Origin of the sequence: Aestuariivivens sediminis, from assembly GCF_022662105.1 — a bacterium.
GTDB lineage: Bacteria > Bacteroidota > Bacteroidia > Flavobacteriales > Flavobacteriaceae > Aestuariivivens > Aestuariivivens sediminis.
The window spans coordinates 191823-217623 of sequence record NZ_JAKMCP010000001.1 but is presented as its reverse complement, the minus strand read 5'-3'; the positions used below and the strand labels follow the sequence as shown (position 1 = coordinate 217623).

Below are 25801 nucleotides of genomic sequence, written 5' to 3'. Positions count from 1 at the left end.
GCCCGGGACGTATTTCATTACTTAAACGATTTGTATATTTGAATCCCATAGGAAAGCTTGGCACTTACTGTATTTTTATAGTTATGAATGTTTAAATTGCTATTCAAGATATTTGAAAAAATTATTGGCTTACATAAATAAAGAGGTGCTTGTAAAAGTAATTTCATTAAAATCGATCTCGGTTTTTGTGAAGGTCTTTTCGGGGATTTTAACTTCCAAGGCAATTGCTGTATTCATTGGAGCAGAGGGTCTTGCCCTTATTGGAAATTTAAGAAACTTTACCAGCGCTGTACAGTCTATTTCCATTTTGGGATTATATAATGGTGCTGTAAAGTACATTGCCCAATTTAGGGAGGATGTATTAAAATTAAGCAGAACGTTATCTACGGTATTTTATTTAGGGTTTGCAACCACGATTTTAATGTCCTTTTTATGTTACTTTTTTGCAGGATCCATTAACGATCTTATTTTTCCAAGTTACAACGATTATGCCTACGTTATAAAGATTTTTGCCATAGTGCTCCCGTTTTATGCACTCAATATGTTTTCATTTTCCATAATGAACGGGTTTGCTAAGTACAAGAATTTGATAATTATTAATATTATTGGACAAATGCTGGGATTGTCGGTGGCATTGGTATTAATTTATCAGAAAAAAATTGATGGGGCTTTAATCTCTGTTGCCATAGCAGAGGCCTTAATCCTTTTAATAACCCTGGTGGGTATAATACACAGGCGCAGCTTAGTAGGATTAATTCAGGTGGAGCGCATAAGTTTTAAATTTGTTAAAAAGTTAAGTTCGCATACGATAATGGCCTTCTTTTCGGCCATGATTTTGCCTTTCATTTTTTTAGCCATTCGGTCTTACATAATTGATCATATAAGTTATAAAGATGCCGGTTTTTGGGAAGCGATGACCCGAATTTCAAAATACTATTTGATGTTTGTTACTTCCATTATGGGATTGTATGTTTTGCCCAGGTTTTCCGATATTGATACCGTAAAGGAATTTAGAAAGGAAGTATTTCGTTTTTATAAAGCTTTGATACCCCTTTTTGGACTGGGTTTAATAGCTATATATTTTTTACGCTCCTATATTGTTCTGTTTATTTTTTCAGAAGAATTTAAACCCGTTGAAGATTTATTTTTTTGGCAATTACTTGGTGATTTTGTGAAAGTCCTGTCCACAATTATAGCGTATCAATTTTTAGCGAAGAAAATGTTTTGGCATTATATTGTAACCGAGGCATTTCTTGTTATCATTTTATACGTCACAAGTATTTACTTTATAAAAGTATTCGGTGTAGAGGGGGCGGTTATAGGTCATTTGGTAAGCTACTTAATGTATTTTGGTGTGATTTTGCTTATCTTCGGAAGTTCCTTGTTTGGAGTGGTAAATGAAAAGATTGAATAATATGGTTTTCTTTGCATTGAAACCTTGTAAAATGATTGCTTTAAATTTTAAATGAATATAAAAATATGATATTCCTGTATTTTGACCCGGGCTTGGGAGCGATGATCGTTCAAGCCATAGTTGCAGCTGTTGCCGGGGTGTTGCTGTTTTCGAAAAATGTGGTTTACAAAATAAAACTTTTTTTGGGCCTGGTTAAAGAAGATAACGGGATCGACGACATTAATGCTCCTAAAGCAGATATAGAAAATAAAGAAAAGGGTGAGTAGTAATGACCTTCATTCCGCTTCATTTCGGGATCCTTCGGGGTATGTTTTTTTTGATAGCGGTCAAATAAAAAGATGTATAAATCCCATTTACTTCAATCAATATTATGCGTTAAAGGACCAAGGAATTTATAACAGATTGTGGTCTTCCGGGCATTTGATTAAGCATGAAGAACTCCATGCGTCAAATACCAACATTATAATACAGCCCCAATACATACCTTTTATCACCTATCCTTACGAATGGAGTTTTTATCAATACAAGGAAGCGGCTCTTTTAACGCTCCAATTGCAAAAATTTTGTTTGGACCAGAACTTCACACTTAAAGACGCATCGGCCTTTAATGTTACTTTTCATAAGGGAAAAGCTATTTTTATGGATACCCTGTCCTTTGATTTTTATCATAAGAATAGCCCATGGCGTGCCTATAAACAATTTATCATGCATTTTCTGGGACCCTTGATTTTGGCCAAATATAATGGAGCACAAGCCTTAAAATTAATGAACGCGTTCATTGACGGGTTACCTTTGGATATGCTGTCCTCCATGCTGCCCTTAAAGACCAGGTTTAATCCATTTATATTTGCCAATATTCACTTGTTGGCTAAATTTGAAAAGAAGCACAATAAGGATTATAAGGGCCATACTAAAACAGTATCCCTATCCAAAAAAGCACAAGTCAATTTGATAAACAGCCTATTTGATTTTATCAGTAATTTGCAAATTCATGAGGATAGCGAATGGGGGGATTATTATGCAAAAACAAATTACTCGGAACCAAGTTTTTTGATAAAATCGAAACAGGTTGATTCCTGGGTGGGCAGTCTCAAAGCCAATACCTTAATCGACATCGGAGGTAATGATGGAACCTTTGTTAGAGGAATATCAAGGACTTTGCAACAGGCATTAGTATGTGACATCGATAATAATGCCATTGATGTAAATTACCATTTGGTAAAAAAAAACAGGGAAAACTTTATTTTACCTTTTGTCTTAGATGTGTTAAATCCATCAGCTTCTATAGGGTTCAATAATAAAGAAAGAGATTCATTTCTGGATCGTATTAAATCCTTTGCTCCGGATGTTACTTTGGCTTTGGCGGTTATTCACCATATGTCGTTGTCCGGAAATGTCCCATTTTTCATGTCGGCCGAATTTTTTGCCTCTTTTTCAAAGTATTTGATCATCGAATTTCCAAAACGAGAAGATTCATGGGTACAGCGATTACTTAAAACAAAAAGGGAGTTCGAGGGGCATTTCGATTTTTACAATCTTGAACATTTTGAAGCGGTGTATTCAAAATACTTTGAGGTTATAGAAATTCAGGCCATAGAAGGTACGGAGCGCGTAATGTATTTGTTAAAAGTTAAGGATGATCGGTAAAATTAGAATTTGGGTAAACCGTTTTTTAAATCAAAAAACACATACTGGAGCAGTTGTGTTATTATCGGCGCTTTCTACTGGATTATCTCCTGTTTTTCATTTTTACAATTCCAATTTAAGCTTAGTTAATTCCTGGGATCAGCTCATTTTTTTCATATCGTTTTTTTTAGTGGCTCCTGTCTTTACATTTAAGGCAATATTCTGGATTGCAGGAAAGTTAAAAGTATCGGAACAAACGATTACCTATGTGATGTCATTTTTAAATCATTGGTTCTTTGGGTCCTATATGGTTATTGTTTTGTTTGGATTTAATTATAGGTATTTAGCCCTTATTTTAATTTTGGCATTTATATCCAGTTATATTTTACGAAGGTATCTTAGAAAGATTGTTTTGTCCCAATTGCTGCTGGCCATTTTGGTGTTTGCGAGATTAATTCCGGATTTTTACGCCTGTGCTAATTATTCCAATACATGGATGAATCCGGTCGACGATATTACCTCTGTTGAATTCGAAAAACATCCAAATGTATATGTCATTCAACCGGATGGATATGCTAATTTTTCTGAATTCAACAAGGGCTATTACAATTTTGACAATACCGGTTTTAAAACCTATCTCAAGAATCATGATTTTAAAATATATGACGATTACAGAAGCAATTATTATTCTACTTTAAGCTCAAACAGTTCCATGTTCGCTATGAAGCATCATTATTATTTTGGGGATAAGCGAGCCGGGGCCGAACTATATAATGCCAGAGATATCATTGTAGGAGAAAATCCTGTCCTGTCCATTTTTAAGAACAATGAATACAAAACCTTTTTATTATTGGAATTCCCTTATTTATTGTTGAATAGACCAAAACTATTTTATGATAATTGTAACATGGCTCAGCATGAGGTTTCTTTCTTTCCAAGTGGCTTTAATTTTAAAAAGGATATAAAAGCTGACCTGGAGCATCGAATTATGGAAAACAAAGACACCCATAATTTTTATTTTATGGAAAAGCTAACTCCGGGCCATATTAATAATCCCGGTTCTACAGAAATCGGTGGACACATTGAAGTGTATGCAAAAGGTTTAAAAAAGGCCAATCAATGGATGGAACGTACCATTGATATGATACTGGAAAAGGATGAAAATGGACTTATAATCATTGCATCGGATCACGGTGGGTTTTTAGGATTTAATGATACTTATGAAAGCAAGATAAAACAGAGTGATTCAGAATTAATCCGTTCAATTTTCACATCACTTTTGGCTATAAAATGGCCCAAAAATAAAGCGCCCTTGTTTGATCATAAAATTAAAACATCCGTAAATTTATTTCGAGTTCTAATGGCTTATTTAAGTAATGATAAAAGTTATTTAGAGCATTTGGAGCAGGATAAAAGTTATATTGAAATTTATAAGGGTGCTCCCAAGGGCATATATGAATGTATTAATGAAAAGGGTGAAGTGGTATTTAATAAGATTTCAGACTAGTCATTAATTGAAAACGGTAGAGAAGATTAATACGAATGTTTCACATGATAAAATTCTTAGACTTAAAAAAAGTAAACGCTAGATTTAAAGAGGAATATGAAGACGTCTTTAACAGGTTTTTAAACTCTGGAAATTATATTTTAGGAGAGGAAGTTTCAAAATTTGAGTCGGCATTTAAATTATATTGTGGTACAGGGCATTGTATAGGGACGAGCAATGGACTGGATGCCCTGCGCTTAATATTTGAAGGCTATAAGACATTAGGCAAATTACATGATGGCGATGAAATCCTTGTTCCTGCAAATACCTATATTGCCTCTGTTCTTGCCATTAGTAGCGCCAATTTGAAACCGATATTGGTTGAACCGGATAGTATCAGCTTCAATATTGATGTGCATAAAGCCAAATCCGCGTTAACACATAAAACCAAGGCCATATTAGGCGTACATTTATATGGACAATTATACGATGTCCATGGATTAGAAACCTTATGCAAGGAACAGGATTTAATTTTAATAGAAGATGCTGCTCAGGCACACGGGGCTTCTTGTTTTGATGGGAGGAAAGCGGGTAATGTATCGGATGCTGCGGCATTTAGTTTTTATCCTACAAAAAACCTGGGAGCCCTGGGGGATGCCGGGGCCGTAACAACCAATGATAGTGCATTGGCAGAGGTGGTATATAAATTAAGAAATTATGGAAGGGCAACAGCTTATGACAATGATCTTGTCGGTTATAATTGCAGATTAGATGCGCTGCAAGCCGCATTTTTAAGGGTTAAGTTAACCCGTTTGGATTCAGATAACCAAAAGCGAAAATCCATTGCGCAACAGTATTTAAGTCTGATTGATAATGACCAAATAAGCTTACCCCAGTTTACCCATATAAATGAACATGTTTTTCATTTATTTGTTATTAAAAATGTGAATAGGGACCGATTAAAGTCCTATTTATTTGAAAATGGGGTGGAGACTTTCATTCATTATCCTAAAGCCATACACCATCAAAAGGCTTATTCTCATCTTAAAACCTTGCATCTGCCAATAACAAGTAAATTGCACAATGAAATTTTAAGTTTACCGTTAAATACCTATTTGAAATCATCAGAAATAGAAAAAATTGCAAACCTTTTAACCAACTTTAGGTGATTTTTATACCCTAAGAGATTATTTGAAAACGGAAAGCAACTCATACAAGCAAATTATTAAGGCGACTTCCTTATTTGGAGGAGTTCAATCCATTACCATTCTGGTTTCCATATTAAAAACGAAAGCAGCAGCCCTGTTAATTGGGGTTTCAGGTGTTGGCATCTTTGGTGTTTTAATGTCCACCTTAAATTTAATCCAGGCATTAACAAGATGTGGTATAGATGTTACCGCAGTTAAAGAAATAGCGTCTTCAGAAAAGGAGAAACAACCGCAGTTGGTGAAATTAATATTGAAAATAACCTTAATCACCGCGATTCTGGGTGCCCTGATTATTTTAATAGGGTCACCTTTGCTGAGTCAATTGGCCTTTAACCATAAATCCTATACCTCATTTTTTATTATAGTTTCGATGGCGATTTTGTTTAATCAATTGGCAACGGGAAATTTAGCAATCTTACAGGGTTTAAGATCATTAAAAAATTTAGCAAAGGTGATTACCCTATCCAGTGTGTTAAGTTTAATACCAACGGTGGGGATTTATTACTTTTTTGGGGAAAAAGGTATTCCTTGGGTAATAGTAACCACCGCCGGAATCAGCTTCTTTGTATCTAATTATTATATAAAACAATTAAAAATAAGTGCCGGCAATTACCCCTTAAAGAAGCTTATCGAGACCGGAAAGACTATTTTGAAGCCCGGACTCTATTTAAGTTTGGCGAGTATTATGGCATTGGCCATAGCATATATCATTCAGGTCTATATCACCAATACGGGAGGTGTAGAGGAAGTTGGCCTGTATAATGCCGGGTTTGCACTTATACATTCCTATGTGGCGATATTTTTTAGTGCCTTAAGTAAGGATTTTTTCCCGAGACTGTCGAAAGTATCCCAAGATAGTGGCATGGTGAATAAGACGGTTAATGAACAGGCCTATATCCTACTCCTTTTAATAACACCTTTGATTGTCATTTTTTTAGCTATTAAGCCTTTCATTGTCACCCTGCTCTATTCAAAGGCATTTTTACCCATACTTGGAATGATTACCTATGGGATGTTATCAACGGCGTTCAAATCCGTATCCTGGTCCATGGGATTTATGTTATTGGCAAAGGGAGATTCTAAATTATATTTTATAACCGAACTCATAACGCATTTGGTTTTATTGACTTTCGTTGTCGCGGGATACCAAATTTACGGACTAACAGGAATTGGAATTGGATTTTTGGTTTACCATATCCTTGATCTTTTATTTATAAAATGGATCGTGACCAAAAATTACGGATTTAAATTCGACTTAAATTTCAATAACCTGTTTTATGTATGTATATTTCAATTCCTCATAATGGTGGGGTTATTATTTATAGACAACGGAATTATAAAACACACCATTATGATTTTAGTAATTTTGTGTTCATTGTGTTTTACCTTATTTAAATTAAACAATCACTTTAATTTTTTTGACAGGTTTAAGCATGACTAAAATAATAATCCATTAAAATTAAAAAGATTGAGCATAAGTAAAGTAAAACTAATTGATATCCCCGATTTTAATGATTATCGGGGTGGGATGGCCATCGTTGAGAATAAACTATTGCCTTTTGATATACAAAGAGTCTTTTACATCTATAATGTCCCAAAACATTGTATGAGAGGAGGACATGCCCATATCGAACACTTAACCCTTTTAATCGCCCTCAATGGGAGTTTTACCATAGATTTAATAGATACAGAGCAGGAGAAATTAACTATTAAACTGGAAAGGCCAAATAAAGGACTGTTTGTGCCAAATATGGTTTGGCATGAAGTTCGTGATTTTTCTTATGCTGCAATATGTTTGGTTCTTGCATCCGATGTTCACAAAGAAGAAGATTATATTAGAGATTTTGGAACATTTTTAAAAGCTTAGTTTAAATCTTTAATTTAGAGCCAATCGTATTTTTTGCAAAATTAAATTTTTGGTTTTCCTCAACCCGACCAGTTTTCTAATAATTTTGTACTGACTTGCCAGGTAGTGAATGTAATCGTAACTATTCTTTGTTTTTATTTTAGCGAACATTTCCTTTCCCAGGTCTTTTTTTTCATAGGAACCGGCCAGGTAAAGAATGGTTTTATAATATTTCTGGTGAAATACCTCACTTAAGTCTTCCTTGAAATGATATTTGGATTTAAAATAATTAAATAAACCAAGCATCTCCTGTCTTAGAAAAAAATAGTTTTCAAAATCTGTTTGGTATGAATAAGATTTATCATGAATTCTGTAAATAAACAAGGATTCATTTATCCTTTCGAAATCGCAATTTGCAACCATATCGACTAAGGTAGGGTAATCTTCAATGGTGACATTTTTAGCGATATAAGTTTCAAAATCGACATACTTCATCAAAAGGGACCTATTAAAACAGGTGCCAATTGGAATAATTTTTCCTAGAAAAATGTAATTTTTGTAGTCAGTTTTAGATGCGGTTATCGAATTCTTGTTTACAAAATACTGGGTCTTATTTTTAGCTTCAAAATATTTATCGTATCCGGAATCCACAAAACCTAAATGAGGTTTGTTTCGAAATACCGCAACTAATTTTTCAAAGGCAAAAGGACTTTTTACGATATCATCTCCATCAAAATTAAAAACGTATTTTCCAACGCATCGATCTATGGTGGTTTTGAAATTATGCAGTATGCCTAACTGTTTTTCATTTTTTTTTATGTTGAAAACATTTGGGTAATCCCTTTTATAGGATTGAAGGATCTCAAAAGTGTTATCGGTCGAACCGTCGTCGCCCACTACGATTTCATAGTCGAAAGCACATTTTTGCTTTAATAGGGATTTCAGGGTTTCATGAATATAAAGTTCACTATTATAAGTGATTAGTGCTATGGATAATTCGACCATTGTTGGAGGTTTAACGATTTTAGAATAAAACTTGAGCGATTAATGTTTTGCTAGTTTAAATAAATCTCCTAGATTACTCATGCAATTAAAAACGATGCTTTCATAATAACAAATATAATCTAATATTATGATTTTAGAGATCCTCGTGAGCACGATGAATAGGAAGGATACTTCCTTTTTAAATAGGATGTTTATAAACAATACTATTAACGACTATTCTATTCTTATCATCAATCAAACAACTGAGGATAATTTACTGGAATCAGAATTAAAAAATGTTCGGATAATTAACAGTTTTGAGAAAGGTCTTTCCAGAAGTAGGAATTTGGGCATACGTCATGCCATTGGGGATATTTGCCTGATTGCCGATGATGATATTATATATAAGCGCGGATTTGAAAAGGATATAATTATGGCATTTAATAATCATCCCCAGGCAGACTTCATAACATTTCAAATGGAGGACGATTCGGGACGGTTATTCAAAGCGTACCCTAATGTAGAGTGGCATAACAAAAAATCGATAATTACTGTAAATTCGGTTGTCATAGCGTTTAGAAGAGAAAATATATTAAAATCTGGGATATCGTTTAACCCCCATTTTGGATTAGGAGCCGAGTTTCCAACAGCTGATGAGTATATTTTTCTAAGGGATGCCCTACAGCATAGTTTGAAAATTTATTTTGAGAAAACCATAATTTTATCCCACAAATATTTTAGTTCAGGGAGGGTTATGGGAACAGATAAAATGATTTATGCTCGAAGTGCAGTAATCTTCAAATATTCTGGAATTCTAACCTATTTAAAACTTGTAAAGTATCTTTATCAGGCTTTTATGGCCAAGGAGATAAAGTTAAATGAATTTGTGTCTAAATACTTAGTTGGAATTAAAGGAATTTATCGTTATCAAGAATTAAAAAAAGGAATTCAGAAATGATAATTACAATTGAGTTTAATGGTGTTTAAAAGCAATAAAATGTCAAATAAACCAGATAAGAACGTATTAATTCCGACTATGATTTGGAGGGAATTAGAAAACTTTTCTTCAGGCGCAATATGTTTGGTTATAGCTTCAGATATTTTTAAAGAGGATGATTATATTCGTGATTATGATCGATTTAAGTTATCCGTATGCGGATAAGTAGATATTATTTTGAATAAAGTAGTCTTGGATTTTTTTTGTTAATCGTAATACATTTTTAGGGAGACGTAGTAAAATTTGTTGCTTGAAGTTAAGGTTATTGTAATTAATTTCTTTTTTTAACTTTCCATAAAGAATCTTTTCATCATTCAAAATACACCTTATGGCTAAAGCATATCTGTTTATATCCAGATATGTTTTTAACGATGGGTTGCTTTTTTCTTCCTCAGTGAATTTACTAATGAGATAATATCTTTGATTGTTATATTTGCTATTTGAAAGACTTAATCTGTCAAAATTATGATATAGGACGGTCGTTTTTGGATTAAAAGCGACTTCGAATTTTAAAGCAATTCTAATCCATAAATCAATGTCTTGGCCAGTACGTAAATTAATGTCGAAACGACCAATTTCGTTAAATATTTCCTTTTTAAAACATGAAGAAGAAGTCCAAGCCACAGAGTTTATAATACTCGATTTAAAATAGTCTTCAATAATTAAGCAGTCCCCGTAGTATTTAAAATTGAACTTTGCCGGTGTAATTACTTGGTCACTCCGTTTGATCTCATAGTTATTACAAAATAGCCCGGATTCCGGAAAAGTGTTGATTAATTTTATTAGTTCTTCTAAATGGTCTTGATACCAAATATCATCGGCATCAATAAGCGCAATAAAGTCAGATTCTGCTTGTTCTATGCCATAATTTCTTGCCACAGATGCCCCTTGATTTTCCTGTTCATAAATTTTTATTCTTGGATCTTTAAAAGATTTTACAATATCGATACTTCCGTCCGTACTGGCATCATTAACGATAATTACTTCAAAATCCTGAAACGATTGGTTAAGGACACTGGTTAAGGTATCGTAGATATAATCTACTTTGTTGAAAAGCGGTATGACTATTGAGAAAAAAGGCATCGGTTAAAGCATCTTTAGCAAAAATAAGATTTTCGAGGGCTTGGAATAATTTTTGATTACATTTATGGAAAAAAGATAATGAAACTCCTATGTTTTTTTTCGCTATTTATCCTCCTGACTTCATGTGCTCCGATACGTGTTAATTACGATTTTGAGAAAAGCACGGATTTCTCTAAATACCGGACCTATAATTATTATGTGGATATGCAAACAGGTTTGAGTGCATTTGATACGCAACGTTTATTAAACGCCTTGGATGAAGGGTTGAAATCTCGCGGATTTATGCCTTCCGATACTCCGGGTTTTTTCATAGATATTAAGAGTAGTGAATTTCAACAAGTTCAGCGCAACACGGTAGGTGTTGGTCTTGGCGGGAGTGGTCGAAATGTGGGGGGTGGCATTTCCATTGGTTTACCCATTGGTCAGGCAAATGTAAACCGACAAATTATTTTTGATTTTGTGGATGAACAACATAATCAGGGCCTTTTTTGGCAAGCGGTTAGCGAGTTCAGTATGAACCCAAGTGCCACACCCGAAAATCGGGAAGCCCTATTTAAGGCAGTCGTTAAAAAAGTATTGGACAAATACCCGCCTAAGTTCTAAAACGTCAATTGCATTTTGTAGTTTTACCAAAAGCATTAAGATTATGGAATCCTTAAAACAAAAAGTCGCTCTTATAACAGGAGGGTCAAAAGGTATTGGTTTTGGTATTGCACAGGCCCTGTTAGAGGAAGGTGTTAACGTTGTGATAACCAGCAGACATGACGCTTCAGCTAAAGATGCGGCTAAAAAGTTAAATTCAGGGCATCGTTCCAAAGCCATAGCCGTTGGTATTGAGGCCGATGTTAGAAGTTTGGAAAGCCAACAGCAGGCCGTACAGGCTGTATTAGATCAATTTCATCAGTTGGATATAGTTATTGCCAATGCCGGTTTAGGTCATTTTGCAAGTATTGAGGACTTAACCACTGAGCAATGGCACGACACGATAGATACCAATTTAACCGGTGTATTCTATACCATTAAATCGACGGTAGAGGCTTTAAAATTATCCAAAGGCTATTTTATTACCATTTCCAGTTTGGCGGGCACGAATTTCTTTGCCAAGGGATCGGCCTACAATGCCAGTAAATTTGGTTTGACTGGTTTTACCCAGGCCGTGATGTTGGATTTACGACAACACGATATCAAAGTGAGTACAATCATGCCGGGATCCGTTGCAACGTATTTCAATAATCACGAACCCAATGATCAGGACGCCTGGAAAATTCAAATTGAAGATATTGGTGAACTGGTTGTTGATTTGGTTAAAATGAACCCCCGTACCTTACCCAGTAAAATAGAAGTCCGTCCAACAAAACCTCCAACGAAATAGGAGGTATGGAGGTTATTTCACCCTTATTCGGATCCCTGTACTATGACTGCTAAACTCAGGGGCGTACATACTTTGTATGCTGGTAATGCCGTTGCTCATATTTCCGGCATGGTTTACCCGTAAATCGTATTCAAACACATAAACGCCTTGAGGTAAATTATCAAAAAAGAAATTCGTACTGGCGTCTTTAGTGCTTTCGTAGTACCCCAGCCCATCCTGCCATTTGTACTGAGAGCGCACATTTACCGGTTCTAATCCCGATGCACGCATATCTTTCATATGAACGAATTCCATGTCCCTATCCGTTCGAAGTTCAATGCGAACTCGAACCAGATCCCCTATTTCTAGATGGGTGCTATTCGTTATTTCTGAAATTTCTTCACCATAATCGGAATAGGTTCTAAGAAATAGTGTTTTCGTTAAGGATAACGGTGTTTCATGTCTGGTGATTTTATCTAAATCCTCAAAATATTGCCAGTACAAACTTCCCCATGCCAATCCGGTTCCCCTTTTTGAAAGTCTAACGTGTCCCATCTCGGGTGTAATTTCTGAAGCATCCCATGACGTTTTAAAATATCCGCTTCCGGCTTCGACTTTAACGTCTTCACCTATGGAAGGATCAATTTTTTTATGGCCAACCATTACGTCTACAGCGTCCGTGATACCGATCCATTCACTGCCTTGAAGTAAAAGGGCATATACTGCTTCAGTTGTGGCTTTGGTCGTTTTCCATGAATGGGTTTGCTTGTTTTTGAGTAACCATATTTTTAGGTGGTCGATGGTATCGCGTAACTGCGGTTCATTGAGAAGGATGGAACCGGCCTCTGAAAAGGTCTCAATTAACAAGGCTTGGGTTTCAATTGGGGCTTGATACCAGAACAAGGAATTCCTGTTGGATTTCCAGTACATACCCATCTCTTCATCCGTGATGCTGGTTTCTTGCAGGGATTTTAATATGTTCTTGGCGGTGCTTTTATCATCATTTCTATAAGAAATCAAGGCCATTAATCCTTTCGCATATAACGGCTGCTTTAACCAATACTTTTGGATCTGGGAGTGGTAATAGGTCATAACCGCTCTAACCTCTTGCGAAACTTTAATTTGTGGAAAAAAGCTTCGCATGTATAAATAATGCAACTGGGAATAGCTTAAATGGTCCTTATTTAAATCCACTTTGTCATCGTATTTTTTAATGGCCTCATAGTCCTTAACAAAAGCATGATCCAGATAGGCTATGGCTTTCTCCATCATTTGATACTGTGCTTGCCCTTCCGGCGTTTCTCGTTCTGTAGAAAGGACACCCAGTTTTATAAGATGCCCAAATCCACTCATGATATGTTGGGTGATATATCGATTTTCACGACCCCCATTAAACCAGGCCCAAGCCCCCGAAACCGTCTGATTGGTCTTTAACTGGCGTAAGGAGGATTGCAATTCGGAATTCATTTTGTTCAGATCGAATAAAAGGGCCATACGCTTTTTCTGTTCGGTTTCACTTTGTGCATCGCGTAACCAAGGAGTTTCCTGAATCAAAATGGACTTGAGCTCCTGATTCTTTTCAAGATTGGACAAGAGTACCTGTTGGGTGGCCCACATATTAAAAACCTCTTGAATTCTAGGATTGGAAAGGGCAATATGACTGGCCAATGCATTGGCATAGTACCGACTAAAAATCTGCTCATTGCACGCATAGGGGTATTCCATTAAATAGGGTAAAGCCTGAACGGCATACCATGCCGGATTAGACGTCATTTCCAAAGTGAGTTTATGATGCTTGAGGCTGCTTGAAGACCCCGTTTTAAGTTTTTCCAGTTCAAAATCACGTGTTTCATTGCTTCGCACCCACATGGGCAAAGTTTCTGTCACTAACGTACGATTACTTAAAACAGGCAGGGTGTTTTGCTCACCATCATTAAAATTACCGGATGTTCCGATTATCTTATATTGGACGGCTTGCACATGGTTGGGAATATGCAATTGCCACGAGACTTGCTGGTTGTCTTTGGCCTGAACAACAAAACTTCGGATATTTTGGGTCCTTGAATCGTCCTTGGTTTGTTCATTTCGATTCTCCTGTATGAGTAATTGATGGGTAATATCCAGACCTGATACAGCATCAAATAACTGTATAGCCGCTTGTCCTGTCAGTACCTTTTGGGTAAGATTAGCAATTTTTGTACTAATGCTAATGGTATCACCTTCTCGCAAAAACCGGGGCGCATTAGGGGTAAGCATCAATTCCTTTTGAGTAACCGTTGTAAGGGTTTTTGTTGCACTTTGCAAGGTTTTGGTATATGCTAATAATTGCAAGTTCCATTGGGTTAAGACTTCGGGAACGGTAAATTTGAAACTTACATGTCCTTCATTATCCGTTTTAAGGTACGGGAAGAAAAACGCCGTTTCTCGTAGGTTTTTGCGTGTGGGAATAGGCTTAAATATAGAAGTATCTCCATTCGGTTGTTGCGGCTTGTTTGATATTCGATCTTCCTCCGATTCGGCTTGGTAACCTGTAACGACTACCTCTTCCAGGCTGGCCTCATGGTCATGAGCAAAGGGCATTCCTTCTACCTCCGTATCCTCTTCAACACGTTGTATTCCCCCTGATTGGCCTTGTAATGCCTTCATCAAATAGTTGTTTTTAGAACCAAAATACAACCCGAACCAATTCAATTGATCGTAGTCCTGATTTAAATTGTTCAAACGTAAACTGTTGTGGTAAGCGTTAAAGTTTGTAATGCCAAAACTTCGGTAGGCGTTACTTTGTCGATATGGCGAATAATTGGGATAATTTGTAGGCTGAAATAGCCATTGATGTGATTTAAACTGGTCCAAAGAAGCATCGTACATACTTGCTAATAGTTCGGCACTCACGGTCTCACTGTGAGGTCCTTTTATTTTGAAGCTCCACTCTTCCTCCGTACCGGGTTGCATTCTGTCCCTAAAGGTGGTGGTTTCAATAGTCAGGGCCGTTTTGGGATAAGGCACCAGAACCGTTAAGGTACCCGATTGGAAACTGTTAAATGCTGCGTAACTGTAATGTACGGAAAAGCCTCCGACATCGTTCGATTCAACAGGTATTGCTATGGTCTTTTTGTTATTGCTAAGTGTAATGATTTGGGTGTTAAGCATCCGGTGGGCTTTTTCAACCTGGATGCGTACCGTTAAGTTATGGGCAGCGGAGGCCATGGTTAACTGTACGGATTCACCAACCTTATAATGGGTTTTGTCTGTGGACATACTGAACAACTGTCTATCGGCCAAAGTCTTATCTGTCGTGCTGTACAGGGTGGTTTTAATTTCATTTCTAACCGGTTTCCCAAATTTGTCCTGTGTGTCCAGGGTGATCCTGTAGGCACCCGATTCCCATGATTTGATGTTGCCCAGATGAACCTCCTTGGAGGTATGCGTGTCGAAAGTTTTCTCAAAAACCAAAGCACCGTTTTCCCAATAATTGGGATCGTTTTCATTGGTATAGGCCTCGTGCGGAAATAATGTTTTAAAATCAGTTTCCGAAATATCCTGATAATCCGGAGCGGCCCATGGTCGAGGTCTTAGTACGGTATTTGGAGCTTTTAATTTATATATTTTAATCAGGCCTCTCGTCGGCACAAATTCACCATTTAAGTTTTTGCTATCAATGGAAATATTGTGGTCTTTTTTGGTTTTATCTAGCTTAGGATCTATGTCTAATTGAACGGTTAAACTGTGGTAGCCCACATTAACGATTGTGGTGGCAGTTCGGGTTTCACCGTTTAAATCGGTGACATCTACAGTAACTTCATAGTTAAAAATGGGTAAATGGCTTTCATCCACACTGTGGTCCGGGAGCGCTTTAAAAGTGATTTCAAATTCGCCCTTTTCATTGGTCATGCCCTCCCCGTGCGTGATTTCCTGAGGTTTGCTGTAAAAATACGGTCGACTCCAGTAATACCACTGCGGGTATTGTACTTTTCGATGCACACGATACACTACTTTTGCATTGGTAATCGTGCTGCCGGCATAGGCCCGTGCGGTCCCTTTTACAGTAACAGAGTCATTTATTTTGAAGGTTTCGGTAATTGGAGCGAATAGGGTTTCAAATTTTGGGCGTTTATAGGCTTCCACCGAGAAATAATGTTCGGTAAAAAAGTCCGTTTCATTCCCATCAAATTCAATATGATATTCCCCATTCAATCCTTTGCTCGGTAAAATAAATTCACCCGAAACGGAACCAAATGCGTTGGTCTTAAATTCCAATGCGTTGAGTTCTTCACCATTGGTATTATATAAAACGACTTGAACAGGTTCATCGGCAACCACTTCGGAAGTACCATTTTTAGTGCTCATGGCTATAGCTTTAAAGTAAACCGTTTGCCCGGGTCTGTATATACTTCGATCCGTAAAAATGAAGGCTTTAAAATGGGGGCCCTCTTTTTCTGTTTGGAGAGGTCGGTTCACATAATAATTAGCGACATAAGCCGTATCGTTTCCGTGACTCATCCTTACGGATATATTTCTATAGCGGTCCTTTGTTTTTTCTATTTGGAATTCGCCGAGGCCGTTAGTGATTACTAATTCCTGCTGCGGGGTTCTGTCGTTGTTTTCGTAAAAAGTCAATTCTACTCGAGCTCCGCTTAAAGGGGCACCATTAGTTCTGTCAATAACTTGAAAAGTCTTGTGGTTTTTGCTTTCACTTTCAACCAGAGCCATATTGGTGACTTGAATAGTAGCATGGGCAAACGGGTTATTAACATGGCTGTTAGAGGCAAATATTAAATAGGTTCCATGATCAAGCCTGGGGATGACCACCTCTGTGGTATGGGTTTGGTAATCCTTTTCGTTTCGTAAGGGGGTGTCCCATTTTTCATGGGGTTCCAGATTATGGATGAAGTCGAGTTGCTCCTCTTTTCGGTGGAGTTTGTTCCAGGTCTCTAATTGAGCTCTATTCAGTTTGAAGACCTCAAAGTGGAGGGTATTCAAATTTTTATACCTAAGCAATAATCGACCATGGTTCTGTATGGGGATAAAGCGCTCTGTGGTAATCTGAAGGGTTTGCTGTTCGATTTTGGTCTTTAAATCCCGGCATTTTTCGGCGGCCTTACTGTGCGGGAATTTACGCATGACAGCCTCGCAAATAATCATGGCTTCCCGAGCGTTCCATCGCTGTTCTTCATGAATTTCAGGTTGATATTGCCGACTTTGTTCATAATACAGGGAGGCCATTTCAAAGTCGTACAAGCCTGAAACTTCGCGTCCCGTTAATTGGGCTTTTTCTTCTTTCAGGGCCTCTAATAAAAGGGAATCTTTGTTTTCCAATGTACTGTTTTCGGCTACAAACTTTAGGCGACCTATATTGACGTCGGCCAAGGCCAGCGAGGTACGGTCCTTAAGATGGAACGTGATTAAATTCTGATAGATTTCAAGGGCATGACGCTGCAATGACAGGGAATCACGAGCAGACAAGTTTAATGTTGAAAAGCTTCGGGCCTGATCAAAATATTTGGGGCTATCCATTTCAAATTTATAGGCCGGGTTGGTAATTTGGGTGTCATCGGATTTATAAAATTCCAGGGCACGATGGTTCAAAAAGTCATATTGCGTTGGCCGATAGAGTTTAGAGTCCTGCCTGAGATCGAGTAATAGATCATACCGCTTTAAATCTTCACCCTGTAACCGTTGTCCATTCTCAAGAGAATTTTGATAAAGCGTGTGAATTTCATTGAAAAGTGTTTGTAAATCCCAGGTTCTGAAGTCCTCATGGTTTACCTTTTCTGCCGTTTTTGTGCGATTATAAAATGACCAACGGTGGGCACTAAAGTATTGCCAGTAAAGATTCGCTAAAATACTTTGTAAGATATGTTTTGCGGGAAATGTCCGGTTATCAATTTCAAACCTTAACTCCTTAATGATGTTAAGTTGAGCATCATCTTCCAATACCAGGGCGAATTTGCTTTTATACAGCAGCGTTTTAATGAATTGCGGGATGTTATCGTCTTTTAGGGCTTTTTTGTTAATATCCATAACGACTTTTAAGGCTGATTTTGGCAGACCTCCCTTTTCAAATTGCGCAACTTCGGCCCATAAATTTTTGTAATCTTTGGATTGGGCGTTTATGTGCAAGGGGAGTAATAAAAATAACAAGAGACTTATGGCAATTTTCATAAATTAGAATTTGTTTAAAGGTTACGTTCAAAAGCCATTCCAAAAAAGAAGAATCATAAAATCAAATTTACAATTAAAGTGAAGTTAATTAATTTTAAAGTAAGGATGGAAAGTTTAACTTTGTGATTTTGACAGAATTCCTATGATAAAGTTTTTGATACCATTTGTAATGCCGATTCTGGTTTTAAGTCAGTCAGAAATTGAAAAAGCGCGACACTTTTTTCAAGAGAAGGATTTTAACAAAACCGAACAATTAATGGTCACCTTTTTAGAACAATATCCCAATAATTTTGAGGCCATTGAGCTCTTGGGGGATGCTTATGCCTACCAAAAAAAATGGGATAAAGCAAAAGTTGAATTTAAAAAGCTCCTTGTGGCAGATGATAATAATGCGAATTACCATTATAAATATGGTGGAATGCTAGGTATGAAAGCTTTGGAGAATAAGTTTAATGCGATAGGCCTTATAGGCGATATAAAATCGTCATTTAAAAGGGCAGTGGAACTCGATACGACCCATATAGAGGCAAGATGGGCTTTAGTAGAGTTGTACATGCAATTACCGGGAATATTTGGAGGGAGTAAACATAAATCTTTGGAGTATGCCGAAGAATTGGAGCGTCTGTCCAAAGTAGACGGCTACCTCGCCAAGGGCTATATTTATGAATATGACAATGCGCCCGATTTAGCGGAGAAGTATTACAAATTGGCTATTACTGAAGGCGGTTCATTAACCTGTTTTGACAAACTCACCAAATTTTATGAAAGTGAAAACCAGCCTCAGAAAGCCATTGAGAATATTGAAGAGGCACAGAAAAGACATCCGCGAAATGCATTGCACTATCAAATTGGTAAGATTGCAGCCGAATATAATATTCAGGTTGAAAAAGGCGAACAGTGTCTCAATACCTATCTTAAAAATTATTCAGTAACCGATGGTGTACCGAAAGCATGGGCACATTATCGCTTGGCACAGATCCATATGCATAAAAAGCACAAAAGTGAAGCTTTAAAACATATTGAATTGGCTATAGCCGAGCTTCCCAAAATAAAAACGTTTAAAGAGCAGAAGGAAAAGATTGTCAATATGTAGTTCGTGGTCCTTATTGCTCCACAGATTGGACTTTATGCGTTATGCCCTTCCGGCTTACCTTGAACTGACCAGATGCAAAAACTTCTGTCTTCAGTTTTCGTGCTTCTAACTTCAATTCATATATTTACTTTCTAATGTATCAATATTAAAATTTAGATAAGAAAAGCCATAGAAAGGGCTTTCGGGTGAAACTCATGAATGTACATTTTATAGCTATTGGAGGTGCAGCGATGCACAATTTGGCCTTGGCCTTACATCACAAAGGATATACGGTCACGGGAAGTGATGATACGATATTCGAACCATCGAAATCCCGATTGGAAGCAAAAGGGCTATTACCGGATAATTTTGGATGGTTTCCCGAAAAGATTACCCCTAATATCGACGCCATAGTTTTGGGGATGCACGCCAAGGCCGACAACCCTGAATTGTTAAAATCACAAGAATTGGGACTTAAAATTTATAGCTATCCGGAGTTCTTATACGAACAGTCCAAGCATAAAACCCGGGTGGTCATTGGTGGAAGCCATGGAAAAACCACGATTACTTCTATGATTTTGCATGTCATGCATTATCACGACCGGGATGTGGATTACATGGTTGGAGCGCAGTTGGAAGGTTTCGAGGTCATGGTTAGGTTAACCGAGGATAATGACTTTATCGTTTTGGAAGGCGATGAATATTTGAGTTCTCCCATAGATCCACGTCCAAAATTTCATTTGTACAAACCCAATATTGCTTTATTAAGTGGTATTGCCTGGGATCATATTAACGTATTTCCTACTTATGAAACGTATTTAGAACAGTTTAGGATATTTGTGGATTCCATAGTAAGTGGTGGAAGCATTAATTACAACGAGGAGGACGAAGATCTAAGGCGATTGGTAGAAGATAGTGAAAATACCATTCGTAAATTGGCATACCATACTCCGGAATACAGGGTTGAAAATGGACAAACGGTTTTGTCAACCCCGGAAGGCGATTTACCTGTTGAAATATTTGGTAGGCATAATTTAAATAATCTGGCCGGCGCCAAATGGATTTGCCAGCATATGGGTATTGATGAAGATGATTTTTATGAGGCCATTGCTTCATTTAAAGGGGCAAGTAAACGATTGGAAAAGATCGCCGAAGGTTCAACCAGTGTGGCCTATAAGGATTTCGCACATTCACCAAGTAAAGTGCAGGCGACGACACAAGCGGTAAAAGAGCAATTTAAGGATAGAATCTTGCTGGCCTGTTTAGAATTGCATACCTATAGCAGTTTGAATGCCGAATTTTTAAAGGAATACAAAGGCACCCTGGATGCCGCCGATATCGCCGTGGTTTTTTATTCTCCACATGCCGTTGAAATTAAAAATTTGGAGAAAATAACCAAAACACAAATAGCCACGGCATTTGAACGGGAGGACTTAATCATTTACACGCATCCAGAGGACTTTAAGAGTTATTTGTGTACTCAGGATTTTCACAATAAGACCTTGCTGTTAATGAGTTCCGGGAACTATGGCGGTTTGGATTTCGATGAAATCAAGGGATGGATTACATCCGTATAACATCCAATAAAAAATAGCGATTCAGGAGCCGACTTACTCGATGAAGTCTATCTGCTTCCATTGGAAATCTATTGCATCATTGTTTTGTGCTATTCCGGGTGTACTGCGTCCGTTTTCAATATAGGAAATGAGCAAGGTCTTTAAATCTTTTATTTTTTCCGGATAGGAATCTATCACATTTTGGGTCTCACCAGGGTCATCCTTTAGGTTATAGAGCTGATATTGAGGCAAGGAGTCCAGGGCCTCTCTATTCTTGGGTGTTGGAAAACTCCATCCACCGGAACCGGGACACATAATGAGTTTCCAAGGGCCTTTTCTAATGGCGAAACTACCGTTAATAGAATGATGGACCACGGCTTCTCTAAACGGGGTACTTAAGTCTTCTTGTTTCAGCAAAGGCAGCATACTGAAACTATCTTCGGCTTCGTGATCAGAAAGTGTATAACCCGATAGTTCGGCACAGGTGGCCATAAAATCCGTCGTACATATGGTTTCGTTTGAAACCGTTCCCGGGGGTATCACTTTTGGCCATTTTATAATAAAAGGGACCCGATGACCACCTTCAAAAATGTCGGCCTTATGGCCTCTGTAAATATAACTGGGGTTATGCCCTTTGGCTTTTAAAATTTCATAATCCGCCTGAGGGGAACACCCGTTGTCGCTGGTAAAAATAACAAGAGTATTTTCGGCAATACCCGCTTGCTCAATGGTTTTGGTAAGCGCCCCAATATAAGCATCTATCATCAATACAAAATCGGCGTAAGGATTTAAGCCACTTTTATTTTGCCATGATTTAGTAGGCAAAATGGGGGTATGTGGAGAAGGCAATGCAAGATAGAGGAAAAAAGGATCTTTTTCTTCAGCCTTTTCACGAATATATGTGAACGCTCGTCTAAAGAGGTTAGGGGTAACGTCTTCATGAATAAAATCTTTTGAAGTAGGACCTTTGCGCCACCAGGAATATTTCCCTGTATTTTGGGTTACAGAATCCGGAATCATAGTGGCCTTACCATTTTCAACATAAACATAGGGGGCCATATCCAGGGAACCCGAAAATCCGTAGGCATAATCAAAACCTAAATCGTTGGGCCCATGCATTATGGGTTTTGAAAAATCTATCGGGTCAAAATCATGGGCATCCCAGCCGGCTCCGGAAAGACTATCCCGGTATTTCAACGCCCAGTCCCAACCCAAATGCCATTTCCCCATAAAAGCGGTATGGTACCCTTGTGTTTTAAGCATAGAAGCCACAGTGCTTCTTGAAGTAGGAATTAAGGCATTGGATTTACCCGTGAGCACCCCACTTTTCAGTGTACTTCTCCAATTATAACGTCCCGTTAAAATACCATATCTTGTAGGCGTGCAAACCGATGAAGACGTGTGGGCATCGGTGAACAGCATTCCCTGAGTAGCAAGTTGATCGATATGATGTGTTTTAATTTTGCTTTCTTCGTTAAAGCCTGAAATATCGCCATACCCTAAATCGTCTGCCAAAACATAGATGATATTGGGCTTACTATCATCTTTTTTAATTAGTTTTGAACAACCGCTAAATATAAAAATCACAACCAAACCTAAAAGGGAGATATAACTTTTATTAGGGTTGTGATGGCAGAGAAAAGTCAAAATAAAATGGAATTACGAAAATGATTTTATCTTTATAAAATTACAATATATATTTAACACATGTCTGAAGTCAAAGCGTCTTTTTCAATTAAAAACTGGTCACAAGATGATCAACCAAGAGAAAAATTACTATCCAAGGGTAAAGCCGCATTGAGTGATGCCGAATTAGTGGCTATTTTAATAGGGACAGGAAACAAATATGAAAGCGCGGTAGATTTGTGTAAACGCATGTTGGCCAGTGTTGACCATAATTTAAGTCAGTTGGGTAAATTGTCCGTAAACCAGCTCATGGCCTTTAAGGGTATAGGCGAGGCAAAGGCCATTACCATTGCCGCTGCGATGGAATTGGGTAGAAGAAGAAGGGGAGAAGAGGCCTTGGAAAAACACAAAATCATCTCGAGCATGTCTGTTTTCGAACTCATGCAACCTATAATAGGAGAGTTGCATCATGAAGAGTTTTGGATTGTCTATTTGAATAATTCTAATCGGGTTATTCAAAAAAGCCAATTGAGCAAGGGAGGCATTACAGGGACATTAGTAGATGTACGTTTGGTCCTAAAAAACGCACTTGAATACGGGGCCACGGGCTTAGTACTGGCCCATAATCACCCATCCGGGACCATATTGCCCAGTGAAGCCGATAAGCAAATTACCAAAAAATTAAAACTAGCTGCACAAAGTTTGGATATAAAGGTGCTGGACCATCTTATTATTACAGAAAAGGCATACTTTAGTTTTGCTGATGAATCCCTTCTTTAATGCTGCTGGTTTATACACATAGAATCTCACCCCGACTAAAATATGTTTTTAAACATATTTGCACGCGCATTTTAGGGTTGGAGGTTTCCTTTACGACAAAAGTTGAAGATTTCATTGCTCATGACCAGTTAAAAATGTCTTATACAAGACAACAATTGGGGAATGAGTTTTTTATAAAAAGCCACGATATATTATTCGAACAGGGGATAACCGATATTGAGATAAATGTACATGATTGGGAAAATACAAAATGCTTTTTTTACAATGGAGAGAAAAGTGCCATTCCCTTTGATATTTTTGCGGCCTCATTCTATCTTTTATCACGATATGAAGAGTATTTGCCACAGGTAAGGGACGAATATGGACGATTTTTGGCGACCGAAAGCATTGCCTTTAAATATGGGTTCTTACACCAACCGGTTGTAGATATATGGGCTTATAAGTTCAAAGCACAATTGCAAAAACAATTTCCAAATTTCCATTTTCCTGAGAGAACCTATAGCATTAAACCCATTATAGATGTACCCTGTGCCTATAATTTTAGATTGAAGGGGATTATGCGCACCATTGGGGGGATTGTTAAAGATTTTTTTGGTCTAAAATTGAAAACACTTTACAATAGATTTGCCGTGCTCTTTGGTTTTAAACACGATCCGTTCGATACCTTTAAGTATATCATTAACAAACAAAAGCAAACTAAATTTAAATTTTGGTTTTTCTTTTTGATTGGAGGATATTCTACCTATGACAAAGGGACTAACCCCAATAACAAAGCCTTTAAATCCTTAATAAAGCACATTGCAGATTATTGCCATGTGGGGCTTAAAGTGTCCTTTTTTGGAATAGAGGACATCGGTGTATTAAAGAAAGAAAAAGAGCGAATGGAGTCTATAATTAACACCTCCCTGGTGGCTACAAGACAATCGTATTCCAAACTGAATTTTCCGGAATCGTACAGGAATCTGGTTGAGTTGGAGATTAAAGAAGACTATACCATGGGTTATGTGAATCAGGTGGGTTTTAGGGCAGGCTCATGTACCCCTTTTTTATTTTATGATCTGGATTATGAAACCCAAACACCGCTTATGATAAATGCCTATCACCTTATGGATTATGCCCTATTGAAATACAGGTCCCTATTGGACAAAAAGAAAGCGCTAAATGAAATTATTTCCGAGATAAAGGAGGTAAATGGCCAGTTTGTACCGGTATTTCATAATTATACTTTTGGTAATGTGAACCGATGGCAGGGGTTTAAGGAATTGTTCAATATTATTCTGGATTCGGCCCATGAATAAGCTTAATGGCATAACCGATGTGTTTTTTGACCTGGATCATACCCTTTGGGATTTTGATAAAAATTCGGCTCTGACCTTTGAGAAGATTTTTGAAATGAATAAGATAAAAATTCATTTGGATGCCTTTTTATCCTTTTATGAACCAATAAATTTGAACTATTGGAAACTTTACCGCGAAGAAAGGATAGACAAGGCCTCTTTGCGATTTGGGAGATTACATGACGCCTTTGAAGCTTTAGATTTCAAGGTCCCCGAGGACATGATATATCGATTGTCTTCAGATTACATAGAACACCTCCCGTCTTTCAACCACTTATTTGACCATACTTTGGAAATTTTGGATTACTTATACCACAATTACAATTTACATATTATAACCAACGGTTTTGAAGAGGTGCAACACGGAAAATTAATAAATTCTAAGATCTATAATTATTTTAAAACTATTACAAACTCCGAAAAAGTAGGCGTAAAAAAACCCCATCCTAAAATATTTAATCATGCTTTGAAGGTTGCCAATGTAAATGCCGGTCGATCTGTGATGATAGGAGATAACTATGAGGCCGATATACTTGGAGCCATTAATATAGGAATGGATGCCATTTTTGTTGGTGCTTCCTATAAAGAGGTTTATAGAACAGTAAAACGAGTCGATGATCTAATTCAAATAAAAAGATATTTATAATAACTGTTGTTCAGTATGATTTTCTATTTAGGCTATGATTAAGATATGTTATAAGTATGCGGCTACCTATATTCTTTTTTGTATTGTTCTGGCTTCTTGTACAAAGGAAGTAGATTTTGATCAGGCAAACGATTTAAGTTTAAATCCGGTTGTTGCTTCAAATTTAATCTATTTTAAGGCCAATGCAAGTGACTTTAGTGTTGATACTACTGAATTAACTACCATTAAGGATTCTGTGATTATCGATTTATTTAGACGTGACTTCTTTATCGATTATGTAGTAAAGGCAGAGTTTGTTTTTGAAGTTACAAACTCCATTAATAGAAGAGGGAATATAACCATTGAATTTTTTGATATAAATGATCAAAAACGTCATGAATTTTCAATTTTGACACCTGCTTCACCAAATAATATAGACCTAGTTACAACACATACTGAAGTTTTTGAAAACAACTCACTTAATGCATTAAAAGCTTCTGATAAGGTGGTATTAACTATGCAATTCCTTGCAGGTGGAGACCTCTTAAACATGAATACCCCAGGAAGGATAGAACTTAAATCCAAAGGGGTGTTTTATACAACCATTAACGATTTATAATGGGAAGGTTTAGTGTTTTGGTTTTTCTA

General features: G+C 37.2%; 20 protein-coding genes and 1 pseudogene. 17 read left to right on the top strand and 4 right to left on the bottom strand.

The genetic code is table 11. The features are described 5' to 3' along the window. Nucleotides 1-112: 112 nt before the first annotated feature. From MR054_RS00955 to MR054_RS00925, 7 genes are all read left to right on the top strand, one after another. Nucleotides 113-1414, top strand: a complete 1302-nt coding sequence (locus MR054_RS00955; RefSeq protein WP_242155312.1) for an O-antigen translocase — start codon at nt 113-115, stop codon at nt 1412-1414. Between the two features lie 65 nt (nt 1415-1479). Next, nucleotides 1480-1680, top strand: a complete 201-nt coding sequence (locus tag MR054_RS00950) for a hypothetical protein (protein ID WP_242085679.1) — start codon at nt 1480-1482, stop codon at nt 1678-1680. Continuing rightward, on the top strand, nt 1673-3061 hold the full coding sequence (locus tag MR054_RS00945) for a class I SAM-dependent methyltransferase (RefSeq protein WP_242155311.1): 1389 nt from the start codon (nt 1673-1675) through the stop codon (nt 3059-3061). The genes MR054_RS00950 and MR054_RS00945 overlap by 8 nt, the downstream gene beginning before the upstream one ends. Next, nucleotides 3051-4547 carry a hypothetical protein gene (locus MR054_RS00940; protein ID WP_242155310.1) on the top strand — a complete coding sequence of 499 codons (1497 nt, stop codon included), beginning with the start codon at nt 3051-3053 and terminating at the stop codon, nt 4545-4547. The genes MR054_RS00945 and MR054_RS00940 overlap by 11 nt, the downstream gene beginning before the upstream one ends. 44 nt (nt 4548-4591) lie before the next feature. Continuing rightward, the gene (locus MR054_RS00935) at nt 4592-5695 is read left to right on the top strand and encodes a DegT/DnrJ/EryC1/StrS family aminotransferase (protein ID WP_242155308.1); all 1104 of its coding nucleotides are present in this window, start codon (nt 4592-4594) and stop codon (nt 5693-5695) included. Nucleotides 5696-5717: 22 nt separating this feature from the next. Beyond that, complete coding sequence (locus MR054_RS00930; RefSeq protein WP_242155307.1) at nt 5718-7175, top strand: oligosaccharide flippase family protein; 1458 nt, start codon at nt 5718-5720, stop codon at nt 7173-7175. Between the two features lie 27 nt (nt 7176-7202). Further along, the gene (locus tag MR054_RS00925; protein ID WP_242085688.1) at nt 7203-7601 is read left to right on the top strand and encodes a sugar 3,4-ketoisomerase; all 399 of its coding nucleotides are present in this window, start codon (nt 7203-7205) and stop codon (nt 7599-7601) included. 9 nt (nt 7602-7610) lie between these two features. Here the strand turns inward: MR054_RS00925 and MR054_RS00920 are convergent, their stop codons facing one another. Further along, nucleotides 7611-8585 carry a glycosyltransferase family 2 protein gene (locus tag MR054_RS00920; protein ID WP_242155306.1) on the bottom strand — a complete coding sequence of 325 codons (975 nt, stop codon included), beginning with the start codon at nt 8583-8585 and terminating at the stop codon, nt 7611-7613. A 127-nt stretch (nt 8586-8712) separates the two neighbouring features. On the opposite strand from MR054_RS00920, the gene MR054_RS00915 reads away from it, so the two are divergent. After that, nucleotides 8713-9522, top strand: a complete 810-nt coding sequence (locus tag MR054_RS00915; RefSeq protein ID WP_242155304.1) for a glycosyltransferase family 2 protein — start codon at nt 8713-8715, stop codon at nt 9520-9522. Between the two features lie 45 nt (nt 9523-9567). Next, a pseudogene (locus MR054_RS00910) lies at nt 9568-9726 on the top strand (WxcM-like domain-containing protein); the annotation flags it as partial. On the opposite strand, the gene MR054_RS00905 reads toward MR054_RS00910, so the two are convergent. Beyond that, nucleotides 9709-10644: a glycosyltransferase family 2 protein gene (locus MR054_RS00905; protein ID WP_242155302.1), complete on the bottom strand. Its 936-nt coding sequence runs from the start codon at nt 10642-10644 to the stop codon at nt 9709-9711. The pseudogene MR054_RS00910 and the gene MR054_RS00905 overlap by 18 nt on opposite strands. 78 nt (nt 10645-10722) lie before the next feature. Here MR054_RS00905 and MR054_RS00900 point away from each other — a divergent pair, with 78 nt between their 5' ends. Beyond that, on the top strand, nt 10723-11247 hold the full coding sequence (locus MR054_RS00900; RefSeq protein WP_242155300.1) for a DUF4136 domain-containing protein: 525 nt from the start codon (nt 10723-10725) through the stop codon (nt 11245-11247). Nucleotides 11248-11290: 43 nt separating this feature from the next. Continuing rightward, a complete protein-coding gene (locus MR054_RS00895) occupies nt 11291-12016 on the top strand; it encodes an SDR family oxidoreductase (protein ID WP_242155298.1) in 726 nt (241 codons plus the stop codon). Between the two features lie 12 nt (nt 12017-12028). Here MR054_RS00895 and MR054_RS00890 read toward each other — a convergent pair whose 3' ends face one another. Then, nucleotides 12029-18157 carry an alpha-2-macroglobulin family protein gene (locus tag MR054_RS00890; protein ID WP_242155295.1) on the bottom strand — a complete coding sequence of 2043 codons (6129 nt, stop codon included), beginning with the start codon at nt 18155-18157 and terminating at the stop codon, nt 12029-12031. 142 nt (nt 18158-18299) lie between these two features. Here MR054_RS00890 and MR054_RS00885 point away from each other — a divergent pair, with 142 nt between their 5' ends. Next, on the top strand, nt 18300-19250 hold the full coding sequence (locus MR054_RS00885; RefSeq protein ID WP_242155294.1) for a tetratricopeptide repeat protein: 951 nt from the start codon (nt 18300-18302) through the stop codon (nt 19248-19250). 194 nt (nt 19251-19444) lie between these two features. Next, nucleotides 19445-20806, top strand: coding sequence for a UDP-N-acetylmuramate--L-alanine ligase (locus MR054_RS00880; protein ID WP_242155292.1), 1362 nt, complete (start codon nt 19445-19447; stop codon nt 20804-20806). A gap of 33 nt (nt 20807-20839) precedes the next feature. On the opposite strand, the gene MR054_RS00875 is transcribed toward MR054_RS00880, so the two are convergent. Then, nucleotides 20840-22372 (bottom strand): sulfatase family protein, encoded by a 1533-nt coding sequence (locus MR054_RS00875; protein WP_242155289.1) that lies wholly within the window; start codon nt 22370-22372, stop codon nt 20840-20842. Between the two features lie 120 nt (nt 22373-22492). Between MR054_RS00875 and radC the strand changes: the two genes are divergently transcribed. Genes radC through MR054_RS00855 form a run of 4 tightly spaced genes read left to right on the top strand, consistent with a single transcriptional unit; the run spans nt 22493 to nt 25772 of the window. Next, entirely contained in the window at nt 22493-23191 is a 699-nt protein-coding gene (gene radC, locus MR054_RS00870; RefSeq protein WP_242155287.1) for a RadC family protein, read from the top strand. Further along, nucleotides 23191-24489: a polysaccharide deacetylase family protein gene (locus tag MR054_RS00865; protein WP_476774949.1), complete on the top strand. Its 1299-nt coding sequence runs from the start codon at nt 23191-23193 to the stop codon at nt 24487-24489. The genes radC and MR054_RS00865 overlap by 1 nt, the downstream gene beginning before the upstream one ends. After that, on the top strand, nt 24482-25174 hold the full coding sequence (locus MR054_RS00860) for a YjjG family noncanonical pyrimidine nucleotidase (RefSeq protein WP_242155282.1): 693 nt from the start codon (nt 24482-24484) through the stop codon (nt 25172-25174). The genes MR054_RS00865 and MR054_RS00860 overlap by 8 nt, the downstream gene beginning before the upstream one ends. A gap of 34 nt (nt 25175-25208) precedes the next feature. Then, the gene (locus MR054_RS00855; protein ID WP_242155280.1) at nt 25209-25772 is read left to right on the top strand and encodes a hypothetical protein; all 564 of its coding nucleotides are present in this window, start codon (nt 25209-25211) and stop codon (nt 25770-25772) included. The last annotated feature ends 29 nt before the right edge of the window (nt 25773-25801 follow it).